At 63.1% G+C, this 16,411-nt stretch carries 13 protein-coding genes and 3 pseudogenes; 14 read left to right on the forward strand and 2 right to left on the reverse strand.

The genetic code is table 11. The features are described 5' to 3' along the window. Nucleotides 1-130: 130 nt before the first annotated feature. Nucleotides 131-448 (forward strand): Rieske (2Fe-2S) protein, encoded by a 318-nt coding sequence (locus C4Q26_RS08060; protein WP_027908027.1) that lies wholly within the window; start codon nucleotides 131-133, stop codon nucleotides 446-448. Here C4Q26_RS08060 and sfsA read toward each other — a convergent pair. Continuing rightward, nucleotides 438-1,151 (reverse strand): DNA/RNA nuclease SfsA, encoded by a 714-nt coding sequence (sfsA, locus tag C4Q26_RS08065; RefSeq protein WP_023378650.1) that lies wholly within the window; start codon nucleotides 1,149-1,151, stop codon nucleotides 438-440. The genes C4Q26_RS08060 and sfsA overlap by 11 nt on opposite strands. Next, nucleotides 1,151-2,323, reverse strand: coding sequence for a pyridoxal phosphate-dependent aminotransferase (locus C4Q26_RS08070; RefSeq protein ID WP_023378649.1), 1,173 nt, complete (start codon nucleotides 2,321-2,323; stop codon nucleotides 1,151-1,153). Before C4Q26_RS08070 ends, sfsA begins: the two co-directional genes overlap by 1 nt. A gap of 210 nt (nucleotides 2,324-2,533) precedes the next feature. Here C4Q26_RS08070 and dksA point away from each other — a divergent pair, with 210 nt between their 5' ends. The 13 genes and pseudogenes from dksA to pgi all read left to right on the forward strand — a co-directional run bounded on the left by dksA (nucleotide 2,534) and on the right by pgi (nucleotide 16,322). Then, nucleotides 2,534-2,977: an RNA polymerase-binding protein DksA gene (gene dksA, locus C4Q26_RS08075; RefSeq protein ID WP_023378647.1), complete on the forward strand. Its 444-nt coding sequence runs from the start codon at nucleotides 2,534-2,536 to the stop codon at nucleotides 2,975-2,977. Between the two features lie 65 nt (nucleotides 2,978-3,042). Next, complete coding sequence (gene gluQRS, locus C4Q26_RS08080) at nucleotides 3,043-3,930, forward strand: tRNA glutamyl-Q(34) synthetase GluQRS (protein ID WP_023378646.1); 888 nt, start codon at nucleotides 3,043-3,045, stop codon at nucleotides 3,928-3,930. A gap of 138 nt (nucleotides 3,931-4,068) precedes the next feature. Further along, nucleotides 4,069-4,245: a hypothetical protein gene (locus tag C4Q26_RS08085; RefSeq protein WP_003250005.1), complete on the forward strand. Its 177-nt coding sequence runs from the start codon at nucleotides 4,069-4,071 to the stop codon at nucleotides 4,243-4,245. Then, nucleotides 4,229-7,204, forward strand: coding sequence for a sensor histidine kinase (locus tag C4Q26_RS08090; RefSeq protein WP_027908026.1), 2,976 nt, complete (start codon nucleotides 4,229-4,231; stop codon nucleotides 7,202-7,204). The genes C4Q26_RS08085 and C4Q26_RS08090 overlap by 17 nt, the downstream gene beginning before the upstream one ends. Nucleotides 7,205-7,208: 4 nt before the next feature. Then, entirely contained in the window at nucleotides 7,209-8,657 is a 1,449-nt protein-coding gene (locus C4Q26_RS08095; protein WP_023378644.1) for a sigma-54 dependent transcriptional regulator, read from the forward strand. Between the two features lie 239 nt (nucleotides 8,658-8,896). Further along, nucleotides 8,897-9,007, forward strand: a pseudogene (locus C4Q26_RS28715) (hypothetical protein); the annotation flags it as partial. Between the two features lie 239 nt (nucleotides 9,008-9,246). Then, nucleotides 9,247-9,357, forward strand: a pseudogene (locus C4Q26_RS28720) (hypothetical protein); the annotation flags it as partial. Nucleotides 9,358-9,596: 239 nt separating this feature from the next. Next, a pseudogene (locus C4Q26_RS28725) lies at nucleotides 9,597-9,707 on the forward strand (hypothetical protein); the annotation flags it as partial. 904 nt (nucleotides 9,708-10,611) lie between these two features. Further along, the gene (locus tag C4Q26_RS08115; protein WP_023378643.1) at nucleotides 10,612-12,000 is read left to right on the forward strand and encodes a polynucleotide adenylyltransferase PcnB; all 1,389 of its coding nucleotides are present in this window, start codon (nucleotides 10,612-10,614) and stop codon (nucleotides 11,998-12,000) included. Next, nucleotides 11,997-12,476 (forward strand): 2-amino-4-hydroxy-6-hydroxymethyldihydropteridine diphosphokinase, encoded by a 480-nt coding sequence (gene folK / locus C4Q26_RS08120; RefSeq protein WP_104882962.1) that lies wholly within the window; start codon nucleotides 11,997-11,999, stop codon nucleotides 12,474-12,476. The genes C4Q26_RS08115 and folK overlap by 4 nt, the downstream gene beginning before the upstream one ends. Nucleotides 12,477-12,727: 251 nt before the next feature. Beyond that, nucleotides 12,728-13,528: a 3-methyl-2-oxobutanoate hydroxymethyltransferase gene (panB, locus tag C4Q26_RS08125; protein WP_023378641.1), complete on the forward strand. Its 801-nt coding sequence runs from the start codon at nucleotides 12,728-12,730 to the stop codon at nucleotides 13,526-13,528. After that, a complete protein-coding gene (panC, locus tag C4Q26_RS08130) occupies nucleotides 13,525-14,388 on the forward strand; it encodes a pantoate--beta-alanine ligase (protein ID WP_023378640.1) in 864 nt (287 codons plus the stop codon). Before panB ends, panC begins: the two co-directional genes overlap by 4 nt. A gap of 269 nt (nucleotides 14,389-14,657) precedes the next feature. Then, complete coding sequence (gene pgi / locus C4Q26_RS08135; RefSeq protein WP_023378639.1) at nucleotides 14,658-16,322, forward strand: glucose-6-phosphate isomerase; 1,665 nt, start codon at nucleotides 14,658-14,660, stop codon at nucleotides 16,320-16,322. Nucleotides 16,323-16,411: the final 89 nt, after the last annotated feature.

The raw sequence follows: 16,411 nt of genomic DNA on the forward strand, positions 1-16,411 counted from the left end.
AGGCCACGCGCCTTGTGGCGGGCGGCGGAACTGCGCACCATAGGCAGGCAGGCGCAGCGAGCGGCTGCAATTTGATAATTATTCGCATTAAAGCGTCAAGCCAGACGTTGCCACCTGGAACACCCCTGCCATGCACTTCCTTTGTACTTCCCACGGGCTGCCCGAGGGCCATAGCCGCGCCTTCAGCGTAGACGGCACCGCGGTGTTCGGCGTACGTCGCCGAGGCCAGGTGTACCTGTACCGCAACCGTTGCCCCCACCGCGGTATTGCGTTGAACTGGGCAGAGGACAGCTTTCTCGATGACAGCGCCAGCCTGATCCACTGCGCCCATCACGGCGCCCTGTTCCTGATCGAAAGTGGCGAATGCGTGGCCGGCCCCTGCGAGGGCGAGGCGTTGGAGGCCCTGGGCTGCCGTGAGGACAGCCAGGGCATCTGGCTTACCGGTTGAGCAGCACCGGCAAAGGGCGGTCGATGACGATCTGACCGGCGTCCAGGCGAGCGCCGTAGGCCAGCACTTCTACGCCATCCGCCACGGCCGCGCGCAGGGCCTGACTGTAGGCCGCATCGATCTCTTCGGCAGGGCGCACAGCGTCCACACCGGTCAGGTTGACGCAGTACAGCTGCACCGCACGAATACCTTGCCGGGCCAGGGCCGCCAATTCGCGTAAGTGCTTGGCACCGCGCTGGGTCACCGCATCGGGGAAGGCGGCGACCGAGGAGTCCGGGTAACCCAGGGTCACGCTCTTGACCTCGACATAAGCCGGGCCATCGGCGAACTCCAGGCGAAAATCCACACGGCTACGTTCTTCGCCGTACGCCACCTCGCGCTTGAGTCCGGTGAAACCTGCCAACTCACGGATGACACCTGCGTGCAACGCTTCTTCGACCAATGCATTGGCCCGACCGGTGTTCACGCAGGCCAGGCGCCCCTGAGGCGTTTCGCTGATTTCCCAGGTTCCAGGCAACTTGCGCTTGGGGTCGTTGGAGCGGCTGAACCAGACCTGACCACCTTCAAGCATGCAATTGAGCATGGAACCGGTGTTGGGGCAATGGATGGTCAGCTGCTCGCCGCTGGCCAGTTCGATATCGGCCAGAAAGCGTTTGTAGCGACGCAGCAGGCGCCCCTGTTCGAGTGCGGGTGAAAAGCGCATCAGCCTTGCCAGCTCCGCAGGCCACGGGCAATGCGCTGTACCGCCTCCTCCAGGCGCGGCAAGCTCTGGGTATAGGCAAAACGCACATGATGACCGGCCAGGTGGCGGCCAAAGTCCAGACCTGGGGTAAAGGCCAGGTGTTCGGTTTCGAGGAAATGCCGGCAAAACGCAAACGCATCGCCGCCAAATGCGCTGATATCGGCATAAAGATAGAACGCGCCCTGAGGCTCGACGGCGATCCCGAAGCCCAGCTCGCGCAGCGCCGGCAACAGGAAATCGCGACGGCGGGCGAACTCTGCGCGGCGCTCTTCGAGAATCGACAAGGTCTCGGGCTGGAAGCATGCCAACGCGGCGTGCTGGGCCATGCTCGGTGCGCTGATATAGAGGTTCTGCGCCAGTTTCTCCAAGTCGGCCACGGCACTGGGCGGTGCCACCAGCCAACCCAGGCGCCATCCGGTCATGCCGAAATACTTGGAAAAACTATTAAGGACAAAGGCCTCATCATCGACTTCCAGCACGCTCGCAGCGTCCATGCCATAGGTCAGGCCGTGGTAGATCTCGTCCACCACCAGGTGACCATGGTGCTCACGGGTGGCCCTGGACAGGCTGGCCAACTGGTCACGGCTGAGCACCGTGCCGGTCGGGTTGGCTGGCGAAGCGACCAGGGCGCCAACGGTGTCCTTGTCCCAGTGGCGCTCGACCAGATCGGCCGTCAGTTGGTAGTTGACGTCCGGCCCCACCGGGACCAGTTGGGCGCCGCCTTCGACCAGGCGCAAGAAATGTCGATTGCAGGGGTAGCCTGGGTCGGCCAGCAACCAGTGCTTGCCGGGGTCCACCAACAGACTGCTGGCCAGCAACAGCGCGCCCGATCCGCCAGGGGTGATCAAAATGCGCTGCGGGTCGATCGTCACGCCATAACGCTGCTGGTAGAAGCCGGCGATCGCCTCGCGCAAGGCCGGCAAGCCACGGGCCGCGGTGTATCGGGTATGACCTGCCGCCAGCGCCGCCTGGCCCGCCGCGACGATGGGTGCAGCGGTGGTGAAATCTGGCTCGCCGATTTCAAGGTGGATCACATCGTGCCCAGCCGCCTGCAACTCGTTGGCCCGCGCCAGCAGTGCCATGACATGGAAGGGTTCGATGGCGCGACTGCGCGCACTGTGGGTGTGGGCCATGACCTTCTCTCAATTGGGTCTAAACTGTGGATTCTACCTCTGCGCGGCACCGAACGTACGACTTGCGCCGCTGTCAACCACTAGAATCGGGCGGGGTAGCGCACCCCCGATCTATCTGGTAAGTTCGGCGGCTCGCAGTCGCAGGGCCGGCGGGTGCCGGAGATGGAGCAGCCTGCGCATTGGATCAGATGAGTGAGAGGCGGTCTATTCATGTCCACCGTAGAAAAGCACAAAGCCCAGACCATGTACGGTGTCGAGCCCTACGTAGAAAAGCAGGGCGAAGAGTACATGGGCGAGCCCATGAAAAAGCACTTCACCAAGCTTCTCGGTGCCTGGAAACAGGAACTGATGAACAGTGTGGACCGCACCGTGGATCACATGAAGGACGAAGCTGCCAACTTCCCCGACCCGGCTGACCGCGCCAGCCAGGAAGAAGAATTCGCCCTTGAGCTGCGCAACCGCGATCGCGAGCGCAAGCTGATCAAGAAGATCGACAAGACCCTCGACAAGATCAAGGCCGACGAATACGGCTGGTGCGAATCGTGCGGCATCGAGATCGGCCTGCGTCGCCTGGAAGCCCGTCCCACCGCCGACCTGTGCTTCGATTGCAAGGAAATCGCGGAGAAGAAGGAAAAGACGGTCGGCAAAGGCTGACTCTTTTCCCATTCGAACGGGGCGCACCATGCGCCCCGTTTTCATTTTTACGACCTGTACGGCCCATGAAAGACTCCCGCTATATCGGACGTTTCGCCCCCACTCCCAGCGGCTTCCTGCACTTCGGCTCGCTGGTCGCCGCCCTCGCCTCCTGGCTCGACGCCCGCGCGGTCGATGGCCGCTGGCTGGTACGCATGGAAGACACCGACCCGCCCCGGGAAATGCCCGGGGCCCGCGACGCGATCCTGCAGACCCTAGAGCGCTACGGCCTGGAGTGGGATGGCGAAGTGGTCTACCAGAGCCAGCGCCACGACGCCTACGCCGCGGTGGTCGACCGCCTGTTCAGCATGGGCCTGGCCTACGCCTGTACCTGTTCGCGCAAGCAGCTGGAGGGCTACAACGGCATCTACCCAGGCTTTTGCCGTAACGCCGGGCATGCCCGAGAAGGCGCAGCGATCCGGCTACGGGTGCCTGAGTTGATCTACCGCTTTACAGACCGGGTGCAGGGCGAGTTCCAGCAACACCTGGGGCGTGAAGTGGGCGATTTCGTGATCCAGCGGCGTGATGGGCTGTATGCGTATCAACTGGCGGTGGTGCTGGATGATGCCTGGCAGGGTGTTACCGACATCGTGCGCGGGGCGGACCTGCTCGACAACACCCCACGCCAGTTGTACCTGCAGGAACTGCTGGGCCTTTCGCAGCCGCGTTACCTGCATATTCCGCTCATCGTGCAGCCGGATGGACACAAGCTGGGCAAGTCCTATCGCTCGCCGCCGCTGCAGGCGGAACAGGCGACGCCTTTGCTGCTGCGCGCGCTGCGGGCCTTGGGGCAGGCAGCAGACCCGGAGTTGCGGCTGGCAACACCGGCTGAAGTCCTTGCGGTAGCCCGCAAGCAGTGGCGGCCAGAGGCGATTGCCCGGCAGGCCACTGTTGCAGAGGCAGACTTGCACTGACGCAGGCCCGGCCTCTCGAAAACAAAAGCCCAATAAATTCAAACTCTTGGCGAACCCCATGGATTCCCGCTAGCATCGCCCCAGCCATTTGCGCCAATAATAAGTCCAAGCCCGCAGCGCCCAACCATCGAGGCCAGCATGTACATCTATCGTTTGGTCCTGCTTCTGGTCGTGGGGATCTACCTGTTCTCCCCGGCCATCATGGACTGGTGGATCGAACCGACCGGAGCCTGGTACCGCCCCTACCTGCTCTGGCTGATCCTGATCGTCGTCACCTTCATCCTGCAGAGCCAACGAGATGCCGATGAGCTTTAGCCTGACCCAGATGATCCTGATCAGCGCCGCGTACCTTCTGGTGCTGTTCGGCGTGGCCTGGATCAGCGAGCGGGGGCTGATTCCCCGCTCCATCATCCGTCACCCCCTGACCTACACGCTGTCGCTGGGGGTATACGCCAGCGCGTGGGCCTTCTATGGGTCGGTTGGCCTGGCCTACCAGTATGGCTATGGCTTCCTGGCGTGTTACCTGGGGGTCTCAGGCGCGTTCCTGCTCGCCCCGGTGCTGCTCTACCCGATCCTGAAGATCACCCGGACCTACCAGCTTTCCTCGCTGGCAGACCTGCTGGCGTTTCGCTTTCGCAGCACCTGGGCCGGTGCGCTGACGACGGTGATCATGCTGATCGGCGTGTTGCCGTTGCTGGCCCTGCAGATCCAGGCGGTCGCAGACTCGATCAGCATTCTCACCGGAGAACCGGTCAAGGCGCGGGTGGCGTTCGCCTTCTGCGTGCTGATCATCCTGTTCACCATTTTCTTTGGCTCACGTCATATCGCCACGCGCGAAAAACACGAAGGTCTGGTCTTCGCCATCGCCTTCGAATCGGTGATCAAACTGCTGGCCCTGGGCGGTATCGGACTGTATGCCCTGTATGGCGTGTTCGGCGGCCCTCACCAGCTCGAGGTGTGGCTGCTGCAGAACCAGACCGCCCTGGCGGCGTTGCATACCCCGCTGCAGGAAGGGCCATGGCGCACCCTGCTGCTGGTGTTCTTCGCCTCGGCTATCGTCATGCCACACATGTACCACATGGCCTTCACCGAGAACCTCAACCCGCGCTCGCTGGTCAGCGCCAGCTGGGGCCTGCCACTGTTCCTGCTGTTGATGAGCCTGGCGGTGCCCCTGGTGCTCTGGGCCGGCTTGCGCCTGGGCGCCAGCACCAACCCCGAGTATTTCACCCTGGGCCTGGGAATAGCTGCCGGCAATCCGGCTCTGGCCTTGCTCGCCTACGTCGGCGGGTTGTCGGCCGCCAGCGGACTGATCATCGTCACCACCCTGGCGCTATCGGGCATGGCGCTCAACCATCTTGTGCTGCCGCTGTACCAGCCCCCCGCCGAGGGCAACATCTACCGCTGGCTGAAATGGACCCGACGCGCACTGATCGTCGCCATCATCACCGCCGGCTTCATGTTCTACCTCACCCAGAACAACCACCAAAGCCTTGCCAATCTCGGCATCGTCGCCTTCGTTGCCACCTTGCAGTTCCTGCCCGGCGTGCTGTCGGTGCTGTACTGGCCGACCGCCAACCGCCGTGGCTTCATCGCCGGCCTGCTGGCGGGCACCCTGGTGTGGATGGTAACGATGCTGTTGCCGTTGCTGGGCAACCTGCAGGGCTTCTACATTCCGCTGCTGGACATGATCTACGTGCTGGACGACACCAGCTGGCACATGGCGGCCATTGCCTCGCTGGCGGCCAACGTGCTGTTGTTCACCCTGATCTCGCTGTTCACCAACGCCAGCACCGAAGAAGCCAGCGCCGCCGAGGCCTGCGCGGTGGACAACGTACGCCGCCCGCAACGTCGTGAGCTGCATGCCGCCTCGCCCCAGGAGTTCGCCACCCAGCTGGCCAAGCCATTGGGCGCCAAGGCTGCGCAGAAGGAAGTCGAGCAGGCGCTACGCGATCTCTACCTGCCCTTCGACGAGCGCCGCCCCTACGCCCTGCGCCGCCTGCGCGACCGCATCGAGGCGAACTTGTCCGGCCTGATGGGGCCAAGCGTTGCCCAGGACATGGTCGAGACCTTCTTGCCCTACAAGTCCGGCAACGAGAACTATGTCACCGAAGACATCCACTTCATCGAAAGCCGTCTGGAAGACTACCACTCGCGCCTGACCGGCCTGGCCGCCGAGCTCGATGCCCTGCGCCGTTACCACCGCCAGACCCTGCAAGAGCTGCCCATGGGCGTATGCTCGCTGGCCAAGGACCAGGAAATCCTGATGTGGAACAAGGCCATGGAAGAACTCACCGGCATTGCCGCCAAGCACGTGGTGGGCTCGCGCCTGGTCACCATCAGCGAACCCTGGCGCGGCCTGTTGCAAGGCTTCATCAATGTGCCCGACGAGCACCTGCACAAGCAGCGCCTGGCCCTGGACGGTCAACCCCGCTGGCTGAACCTGCACAAGGCGGCCATCGATGAGCCACTGGCACCAGGCAACAGCGGCCTGGTGCTGCTGGTCGAGGACCTCACCGAGACCCAGGCCCTGGAAGACAAACTGGTGCATTCCGAACGCCTGGCCAGCATTGGCCGCCTGGCCGCCGGTGTAGCCCACGAGATCGGCAACCCGATCACCGGCATCGCCTGCCTGGCGCAGAACCTGCGTGAAGAGCGCGAGGGTGACGGCGAGATCATCGAGCTGTCCAGCCAGATCCTGGAGCAGACCAAGCGAGTGTCGCGCATCGTCCAGTCGCTGATGAGCTTCGCCCACGCCGGCGGCAGCCACCAGAACAGCGAAGAGCCGGTGTGCCTGGCAGAGGTGGCCCAGGACGCCATTGGTCTGCTGGCGTTGAACCGGCGCAACTTCGAAGTACAGTTCTTCAACCTCTGCGACCCCGACCACTGGGCCGAGGGCGACCCGCAGCGACTGGCTCAGGTGCTGATCAACCTGCTCTCCAACGCCCGCGATGCCTCGCCACCTGGCAGCGCCGTTCGTGTGCGCAGCGAGGCCAACGAGCACACGGTCGACCTGATCGTGGAGGATGAAGGCAGCGGCATTCCCAAGAACATCATGGACCGCCTGTTCGAACCGTTCTTCACCACCAAGGACCCTGGCGAGGGAACCGGACTGGGGCTCGCTCTGGTCTATTCCATCGTGGAGGAGCATTATGGGCAAATCACCATCGACAGCCCGGCCGACATCGAACGGCAACGTGGCACCCGGATCCGCGTGACCCTGCCCCGGCATGTCGTAGCGACGTCCCCTGAAATTCGAGACCGTCGAGAGAATTGAATCAATGCCGCACATTCTGATCGTCGAAGACGAAACCATCATCCGCTCGGCCCTGCGTCGTCTGCTGGAGCGGAACCAGTACCAGGTCAGCGAAGCCGGCTCGGTACAGGAAGCACAGGAACGCTTCAGCATTGCCACCTTCGACCTGATCGTCAGCGACCTGCGCCTGCCCGGTGCACCCGGTACCGAGCTGATCAAGCTCGGCCAGGGCACACCGGTGCTGATCATGACCAGCTATGCCAGCCTGCGCTCGGCAGTAGATTCGATGAAAATGGGCGCGGTGGACTACATCGCCAAACCGTTCGACCACGACGAGATGCTCCAGGCCGTCGCGCGCATTCTGCGTGACCGGCAGAACGCACCTGTCGTGGCCCCAGTCACCGCCGAACCGCGCCCCAATGGCAAGGCACCGCTGGCCGACAAAGGCAGCATGGCACCGGCCAATGGTGAAATCGGCATCATCGGGTCCTGCCCGCCGATGCAGGACATGTTCAGCAAGATCCGCAAGGTCGCGCCCACCGATTCCAACGTACTTATCCAGGGCGAGTCGGGCACCGGCAAGGAGCTGGTCGCTCGCGCCTTGCACAATCTATCGCGCCGCGCCAAGGCACCGATGATTTCGGTCAACTGCGCGGCCATTCCCGAGACCCTGATCGAATCCGAACTGTTCGGCCACGAAAAAGGCGCCTTCACCGGTGCCAGCGCGGGGCGTGCGGGGTTGGTGGAAGCAGCCGACGGCGGCACCCTGTTCCTCGACGAGATCGGCGAACTGCCGCTGGAGGCCCAGGCACGCCTGCTGCGTGTGCTGCAGGAAGGCGAGATTCGCCGGGTGGGTTCGGTTCAGTCGCAGAAAGTTGATGTGCGGCTGATCGCTGCAACGCACCGGGACCTGAAGAACCTGGCCAAGGCCGGGCAATTCCGTGAAGACCTTTATTACCGCCTGCATGTCATTGCCCTGAAATTGCCGGCCCTGCGTGAGCGCGGCAGTGACGTCAACGAAATCGCCAACGCCTTCCTGGCTCGCCAGAGTGCGCGCATTGGCCGTGACGACCTGCGTTTCTCGGCAGAGGCCGAGCAAGCGATCCGTCACTACAGCTGGCCAGGTAACGTGCGCGAGCTGGAGAACGCCGTGGAGCGTGCAGTCATTCTGAGCGAAAGCCCGGAAATTTCTGCCGAACTGCTGGGCATCGATATCGAGTTGAGCGACCTGGACGACGATATTCTCGACGACACCCCGATCATCGCGGGTAGCAACGCCAACAATGCCAGCCATGAGCCCACCGAGGACCTGTCACTGGAGGACTATTTCCAGCACTTCGTCCTCGAGCACCAGGACCACATGACCGAAACCGAGCTTGCGCGCAAGCTGGGCGTAAGCCGCAAGTGCCTGTGGGAGCGCCGCCAGCGCCTGGGCATTCCTCGTCGCAAGAGCAACGCCACCAGCGATAATTGAGGCTGGGGACGGCGCGCTGCCCGATTTTCAGGGGCCTGTGAGACCGAGCGCCGCCTGCGCGGCGCATCGCGAGCAAAGCTCGCTCCTACAGGTCGCGCGCCCATCCCGCAGGGATGATTGGCCCGAAACAAACGTAGGAGCGAGCCTTGCTCGCGATGCGCCGCGCAGGCGGCGCTCGGTCCCACAGGCGCCAAACCTGCTACGTCAGGCCCTTGCGGACTGTAAACCTCCCAGGTAACACCTCCCCCGAGCTTGCGCGCAAGCTGGGCGTAAGCCGCAAGTGCCTGTGGGAGCGCCACCAGCGCCTGGGCATTCCTCGTCGCAAGAGCAACGCCACCAGCGATAATTGAGGCTGGGGACGGCGCGCTGCCCGATTTTCAGGGGCCTGTGAGACCGAGCGCCGCCTGCGCGGAGCATCGCGAGCAAAGCTCGCTCCTACAGGTCGCGCGCCCATCCCGCAGGGATGATTGGCCCGAAACAAACGTAGGAGCGAGCCTTGCTCGCGATGCGCCGCGCAGGCGGCGCTCGGTCCCACAGGCGCCAAACCTGCTACGTCAGGCCCTTGCGGACTGTAAACCTCCCAGGTAACACCTCCCCCGAGCTTGCGCGCAAGCTGGGCGTAAGCCGCAAGTGCCTGTGGGAGCGCCACCAGCGCCTGGGCATTCCTCGTCGCAAGAGCAACGCCACCACCGATAGTTGAGGCTGGGGACGGCGCGCTGCCCGATTTTCAGGGGCCTGTGAGATCGAGCGCCGCCTGCGCGGCGCATCGCGAGCAAAGCTCGCTCCTACAGGTCGCGCGCCCATCTCGCAGGGATGATTGGTCCGAAGCAAACGTAGGAGCGAGCCTTGCTCGCGATGCGCCGCGCAGGCGGCGCTCGGTCCCACAGGCGCCAAACCTGCTACGTCAGGCCCTTGCGGACTGTAAACCTCCCAGGTAACACCTCCCCCGAGCTTGCGCGCAAGCTGGGCGTGAGCCGCAAGTGCCTGTGGGAGCGCCGCCAGCGCCTGGGCATTCCTCGTCGCAAGAGCAACGCCACCAGCGATAATTGAGGCTGGGGACGGCGCGCTGCCCGATTTTCAGGGGCCTGTGAGATCGAGCGCCGCCTGCGCGGCGCATCGCGAGCAAAGCTCGCTCCTACAGGTCGCGCGCCCATCTCGCAGGGATGATTGGTCCGAAGCAAACGTAGGAGCGAGCCTTGCTCGCGATGCGCCGCGCAGGCGGCGCTCGGTCCCACAGGCGCCAAACCTGCTACGTCAGGCCCTTGCGGACTGTAAACCTCCCAGGTAACACCTCCCCACCCCAACAATCTGTTACCCAGGCTCTCCCCGCGTAACAGTTCCCGAGGTGTACGGTAACGAAATTTCTACATTTCCCGCCCGCCCGCTTCCGCCAAATCTCGCCAAGCCATTGATTTTATTGTGTTTTCAAAAGTTGGCACGGCACCTGCTATATCTTTGGCACAAGAACAATAACAAGCACTGCAACTCAGAATAAGAACAAGACGAAACGGCTCACGCACAATAAAAACAAGACGGCGGAGGCGCAGCTAACTGATTCTTTTGGAGAGGATGCGTGTTTGGGGCTTGCCCCACGACCAGGCAGAGAACAACAAAAACTGCACTAAAAAGCAGCGCCTGAACTGGTTGGATCGATAGATCAACGTGACATCAGCGACCAAAGCAATCCGTTTGCTCTTAACCCCTGGATTGGGGGTCGTCCACAAGCTTTGAGATTTGTGGACAGGGCACTCAACAAAAACAAGAAGCCCAGCAGAAGAACAATAAGAGCACGCAACGACTTCTTGGGGAGCTTAGGCTCCCCTTGTCGTTTCTCTCCTTCCAGCAGGCTTCCTGCGACCGCCTACACCATTCCCCGAGTAAATGCTAGAATCCCCGCCCATCATGCGGCCATTCTCCTATTCTTGGCCGAACATTCCTTCAAACAGTGCATCCCATGCTGAAGAAGCTGTTCCAGTCGTTCCGCCCGCCCGTACCGGGCCAGCACCACAGACGCACCACGCCTGAGGTGATCAACAAGAGCCAACACTCGCTGCAACGCCACCAGTTCAGCCGCCACGCGGTGAATATCGTCGAGCGGCTGCAAAGTGCTGGTTACCAGGCATACCTGGTCGGTGGCTGTGTCCGCGACCTGATGCTGGGCATCACGCCGAAAGACTTCGACGTCGCCACCAGTGCCACCCCCGAGCAGGTCCGCGCCGAGTTCCGCAATGCGCGCATCATTGGCCGCCGCTTCAAGCTGGTCCATGTGCATTTCGGCCGTGAGATCATCGAAGTCGCCACATTCCGTGCACCTCACTCCGAAGAAGACCAGGGCGACAGCCACCGTTCGTCACACAATGCCAGTGGCCGCATTCTGCGCGACAACGTCTACGGCACGCTGGAGGAAGACGCCCAACGCCGCGACTTCACCATCAACGCCCTTTACTACGACCCGGTCAGCGAGCGCATCCTCGATTACGCCAACGGTGTGCACGATGTCCGCAACCGCCTGCTGCGCCTGATCGGCGACCCAACCCACCGCTACCAGGAAGACCCGGTGCGGATGCTGCGCGCTGTGCGTTTCGCCGCCAAGCTCGACTTCGGTATCGAGAAGCACACCTACCAGCCCATTCGTGAACTGGCTCCGCTGCTGCGTGACATCCCGCCAGCCCGCCTGTTCGAGGAAACCCTCAAGCTGTTCCTCTCCGGCCAAGGCGCGATCGCCTTCGAGATGCTGGTCGACCTGCACTTGTTCGACCCCTTGTTCCCGGCCAGTGCCCATGCCCTGGAAGAGCGGCCGACCTACACCCACACCCTGATCAGCCAGGCGCTGAACAACACCGACCTGCGCGTCAAGCAAGGCAAGCCGGTAACACCGGCCTTCCTGTTCGCCGCCTTGCTCTGGCCAGCGCTGCCAAGCCGCGTCCTGCACCTGCAGAACCAGGGTGTACCGCCGATTCCGGCCATGAACGGCGCAGCCCACGACCTGATCGCCGAGCAATGCGCACGCATCGCCATCCCGAAGCGCTTCACGCTGCCGATCCGCGAAATCTGGGACATGCAGGAGCGCCTGCCGCGCCGCAGCGGCAAACGTGCCGACCTACTGCTGGACAATCCGCGCTTCCGTGCCGGTTACGACTTCCTGCTGCTGCGTGAAAGCGCCGGTGAAGACACCGACGACCTCGGCCAGTGGTGGACCGACTACCAGGACGCCAACGACAGCGAACGCCGCGAGATGATCCGCGAGCTGGGCAGCCGTGACGATGGCGCCGGTGCCGGCCCGCGCAAACGCAAACGCAGTGGCAGCAAGCGCAAGCGTGGCGGTGACGAGGCCTTCGATTGAACACGCGCGCCTACATCGGCCTGGGGAGCAACCTGGACCAGCCTGCCGAGCAACTGCGCAGTGCCTTGCAGTCGCTCGACCAGGTCGAAGGCTCCCACCTGGTCGCCGCATCCGCCTTGTATTCCAGCGACTCGCTGCTGCCAGGCCAACCGCGTTACACCAATGCCGTAGCCGCCCTCGACACATCGCTTGAACCGCTGGCGCTGCTCGATGCCCTGCAAGCCATCGAAAATGACCAGGGGCGTGTGCGCAAGGAGCGCTGGGGCCCGCGCACGCTCGACCTGGACATCTTGCTGTTCGGCGACCAGGTGCTCGACGTACCGCGCCTGAAAGTCCCGCACTACCACATGCATGCACGGCCCTTCGTGCTGTACCCGCTTGCCGAACTGGTACCCGCGGACTTCCGCCTGGCCGATGGCCGCGCCCTCGCGCAGTTGCTCGCAGACTGCCCGTTCGTCGGGCTGGAACGCCTGTAATCCGGGCGCTCCAGACCAAGGTAACGCCAGTAACACCCGAATCGTAACAATGCGGTAACAGGGTGATTGACTTCCCCCACCTCGCTCACGACTATAGGCGTCCCGTGTGGCACCAAAGTGCCGCATACCCGTATCTAGGCCCGGACGGACCTGTGCCCGAACATCACAAGCGATGATGTGCCGCTCCGGAAGATGACTCAACGTGTTGGTCGCAGTCGTTTTTCAAAGCGCCTGAACGAGGATTTTCCTAAATGCCTGAAGTAACCCTGACCACCCTCCATGGCCTGAAGGCCAAGGGTGAAAAAATCACCATGCTGACCTGCTACGACGCCACCTTCGCCAAGGCGGCCAGCCAAGCCGGTGTCGAAGTGTTGCTGGTGGGCGACTCCCTGGGGATGGTCCTGCAAGGCCATGACAGCACGCTGCCTGTCACCACCGACGAAATGGCTTACCACACTGCCTGCGTCAAACGCGGCAACGATGGCGCCCTGATCCTGGCCGACCTGCCGTTCATGGCCCACGCCACGCCAGAGCAAGCCTTCACCAACTGCGCGACCCTGATGCGTGCCGGCGCTCACATGATCAAGATCGAAGGTGCAGCCTGGCTGGCCGAGACCATTCGACTGCTCGCCGACCGTGGCGTACCTGTGTGCGCGCACATGGGCCTGACCCCGCAAACCGTCAACGTGCTGGGCGGCTACAAGGTACAGGGTCGCCAGGAAGCCCAGGCGCGGCAAATGCGTGCCGATGCCATTGCCCTGGAGCAGGCCGGAGCGGCCATGTTGCTGCTCGAGTGCGTGCCCAGTGAACTGGCAGCTGAGATCACCCAGGCGGTCAGCATCCCGGTGATCGGCATCGGTGCGGGAAATGCTACCGACGGCCAAGTGCTGGTTTTGCATGACATGCTCGGCTTGTCCCTGAGCGGTCGCGTACCGAAGTTCGTGAAGAACTTCATGTCCGGCCAGCCAGACATCCAGAGCGCCCTTGCCGCCTACGTACAGGCCGTCAAAGAGGTCAGCTTCCCAGGTAGCGAACACGGGTTCAGCGCATGAATACAGTCAAGACCGTCCGGGAACTGCGTGCCGCCGTCGCGCGCGCGCGCAGCGAGGGCAAACGCATCGGCTTCGTGCCCACCATGGGCAACCTGCACAGCGGCCACGCCGCACTGGTGACCAAGGCGGCTCAACGAGCCGACTTCGTGGTTGCCAGCATCTTCGTCAACCCGCTGCAGTTCGGCGCCAACGAAGACCTCGACAAATACCCTCGCACCCTGGCTGCCGACCAGGAACGCCTGCTCGAGGCCGGTTGCAACCTACTGTTCGCCCCGACGGTCGAGGAAATGTACCCCGACGGCATGAGCGTGCAGACCCGCGTCAGCGTGCCGAACCTCTCCGAAGGCCTGTGCGGTGCCAGCCGACCGGGACACTTCGAGGGTGTGGCCACGGTGGTCAACAAGCTGTTCAACATGGTCCAGCCCGACCTCGCCGTTTTTGGCGAGAAGGACTACCAGCAACTGGCAGTTATCCGGGCGATGGTGCGTGACCTCAACATGCCGATTCAAATCATCGGCGAGCCGACCGTACGTGCCGAGGATGGGCTGGCGCTGTCATCGCGCAATGGCTACCTCACGCCCGAGCAGCGCGCTGTCGCGCCGGTGCTGTATCGCACCCTGAAACACATCAGCGAACAGATTACCCGTGGCCAAGTCGACTTCCCCGCACTGGTCGAGGAAGGCAAGGCACAGTTGAACGCCGCCGGCCTGCGCCCGGATTACCTCGAAGTGCGCCACGCCGTGAACCTGCAACCGGCCACCTTTGGTGACCGTGACCTGGTGATTCTGGCTGCGGCTTACCTGGGTAACACCCGGTTGATCGACAACCTGTATCTGCACCTGGACGAAAAAACCGCGTAAGCCTGCTGCGATTGGGTGTGGAAGCGGCGTTGTGTCGCGATAGGGCTGCCCGGCAGCCCCCCACCCTCTGATGCAGGGACGCTGGAATCCGGGGCTGCTACACAGCCCTACCGCGACACACGGCCGCTCCTAAAGGGATCGCGGCACGCCTAAATTCCCCTTCTCGCCCCATTCCCTGCGCCGGGCCATTGCCTATAATGATGGCCAGCCTGAACCCGGCAATCACTGCCCTGTCCAAGGCAACACCACGCACCAAGGAACCCTCCGCAATGGCGTATTACCGTACACCCCACGATGTTACGGCCCTGCCCGCCTGGCAGGCACTCCAGCAACACCGCGACGCCATGCAAGGCTTCAGCATGCGCGAAGCCTTCGCCAGCGATGCCAAGCGCTTCGACCAGTTCTCCCTGAGCAGCTGCGGCCTGTTCCTCGATTATTCCAAGAACCTGATCACCGAGCAGACCCGTGACCTGCTGGTAGGCCTGGCCAATGAGGTCGGCCTGCAGGATGCGATCAAGTCGATGTTCAGCGGCGAGATCATCAACGCTTCCGAAGGACGCCCGGTGCTCCACACCGCCCTGCGTCGTCCGGTCGGCGACAAACTCAGCGTCAACGGCGTCAACGTGATGCCGGAAGTGCACAAGGTACTGAACCAGATCACCGAGCTGGTCGGCCGCATTCATGATGGCCTGTGGCGGGGCTACAGCGAGAAACCGATCACCGACGTGGTGAACATCGGCATCGGCGGCTCGTTCCTCGGCCCAGAGCTGGTCTCCGAAGCCCTGCTGCCCTATGCCCAGCGCGGTGTGCGTTGCCATTACCTGGCAAACATCGACGGCAGCGAATTCCATGAGTTGTCGGCCAACCTGCGCGCCGAGACGACCCTGTTCATCGTTTCGTCGAAGTCGTTCAACACCCTCGAGACGCTGAAGAACGCCATGGCCGCACGTACCTGGTACCTCGCCCAGGGCGGCTCCGAAGCCGAGCTGTACCGCCACTTCATCGCTGTCTCCAGCAACAAGGCCGCCGCCGTGGCCTTCGGCATCCGCGAAGAGAACATCTTCCCGATGTGGGACTGGGTTGGCGGGCGTTACTCGCTGTGGTCGGCCATCGGCCTGCCGATCGCCCTGGCCATCGGCATGGCCAACTTCAAGGAACTGCTGTCGGGTGCCTACACCATGGACCAGCACTTCCAGACCGCGCCGTTCGACAAGAACATGCCCGTGCTGCTGGCCCTGCTAGGTGTGTGGTACGGCAACTTCTGGGGGGCATCGAGCCACGCGATCCTGCCGTACGACCACTACCTGCGCAACATCACCAAGCACCTGCAGCAGTTGGACATGGAATCCAACGGCAAGAGCGTGTTGCAGGACGGCAGTCCAGTGAAGACCGATACCGGCCCGGTAATCTGGGGCGGCGTTGGCTGCAACGGCCAGCATGCCTACCACCAGTTGCTGCACCAAGGCACCCAGCTGATCCCGGCGGACTTCATCGTACCGGTGGTGAGCTTCAACCCCGTGGCGGACCACCACCAGTGGCTGTACGCCAACTGCCTGTCGCAGAGCCAGGCACTGATGCTGGGCAAAACCCGAGAGGAAGCCGAGGCGGAACTGCGCCAGAAAGGCCTGAACGAGGCCGATATCGAGAAGCTCGCCCCGCACAAGGTGATTCCGGGCAACCGGCCGAGCAACACCCTGGTGGTCGAACGCATCAGCCCGCGCCGCCTGGGCGCCCTGGTGGCCATGTATGAACACAAGGTCTTCGTGCAAAGCGTGATCTGGGGCATCAATGCCTTCGACCAGTGGGGCGTGGAGCTGGGCAAAGAGCTCGGCAAGGGCGTCTACCAACGCTTGGTCGGCAGCCTGGAAGACAGCGCCGAGGACGGCTCGACGCAAGGCCTGATCAACTACTTCCGCGGCCGTCACCGCGGCTGATTCCGCGCCGACACCGGCTTGCTCGCGGGTGAACCCGCCTCTCCAGGTACTGCGCACGCCGTGAAGCGGCGCAGTACCCCTGGGTTCCT

This window comes from Pseudomonas sp. SWI44 (assembly GCF_002947915.1).
Classification (GTDB): Bacteria; Pseudomonadota; Gammaproteobacteria; order Pseudomonadales; family Pseudomonadaceae; genus Aquipseudomonas; species Aquipseudomonas taiwanensis.

What these genes read in the sequence shown, in the direction of transcription:
- C4Q26_RS08060 (WP_027908027.1), top strand. Translation starts at nt 131, where the DNA reads ATGCACTTCCTTTGTACTTCCCACGGGCTGCCCGAGGGCCATAGCCGC.
- sfsA (WP_023378650.1), bottom strand. Translation starts at nt 1,151, where the DNA reads ATGCGCTTTTCACCCGCACTCGAACAGGGGCGCCTGCTGCGTCGCTAC.
- C4Q26_RS08070 (WP_023378649.1), bottom strand. Translation starts at nt 2,323, where the DNA reads ATGGCCCACACCCACAGTGCGCGCAGTCGCGCCATCGAACCCTTCCAT.
- dksA (WP_023378647.1), top strand. Translation starts at nt 2,534, where the DNA reads ATGTCCACCGTAGAAAAGCACAAAGCCCAGACCATGTACGGTGTCGAG.
- gluQRS (WP_023378646.1), top strand. Translation starts at nt 3,043, where the DNA reads ATGAAAGACTCCCGCTATATCGGACGTTTCGCCCCCACTCCCAGCGGC.
- C4Q26_RS08085 (WP_003250005.1), top strand. Translation starts at nt 4,069, where the DNA reads ATGTACATCTATCGTTTGGTCCTGCTTCTGGTCGTGGGGATCTACCTG.
- C4Q26_RS08090 (WP_027908026.1), top strand. Translation starts at nt 4,229, where the DNA reads ATGCCGATGAGCTTTAGCCTGACCCAGATGATCCTGATCAGCGCCGCG.
- C4Q26_RS08095 (WP_023378644.1), top strand. Translation starts at nt 7,209, where the DNA reads ATGCCGCACATTCTGATCGTCGAAGACGAAACCATCATCCGCTCGGCC.
- C4Q26_RS08115 (WP_023378643.1), top strand. Translation starts at nt 10,612, where the DNA reads ATGCTGAAGAAGCTGTTCCAGTCGTTCCGCCCGCCCGTACCGGGCCAG.
- panB (WP_023378641.1), top strand. Translation starts at nt 12,728, where the DNA reads ATGCCTGAAGTAACCCTGACCACCCTCCATGGCCTGAAGGCCAAGGGT.
- panC (WP_023378640.1), top strand. Translation starts at nt 13,525, where the DNA reads ATGAATACAGTCAAGACCGTCCGGGAACTGCGTGCCGCCGTCGCGCGC.
- pgi (WP_023378639.1), top strand. Translation starts at nt 14,658, where the DNA reads ATGGCGTATTACCGTACACCCCACGATGTTACGGCCCTGCCCGCCTGG.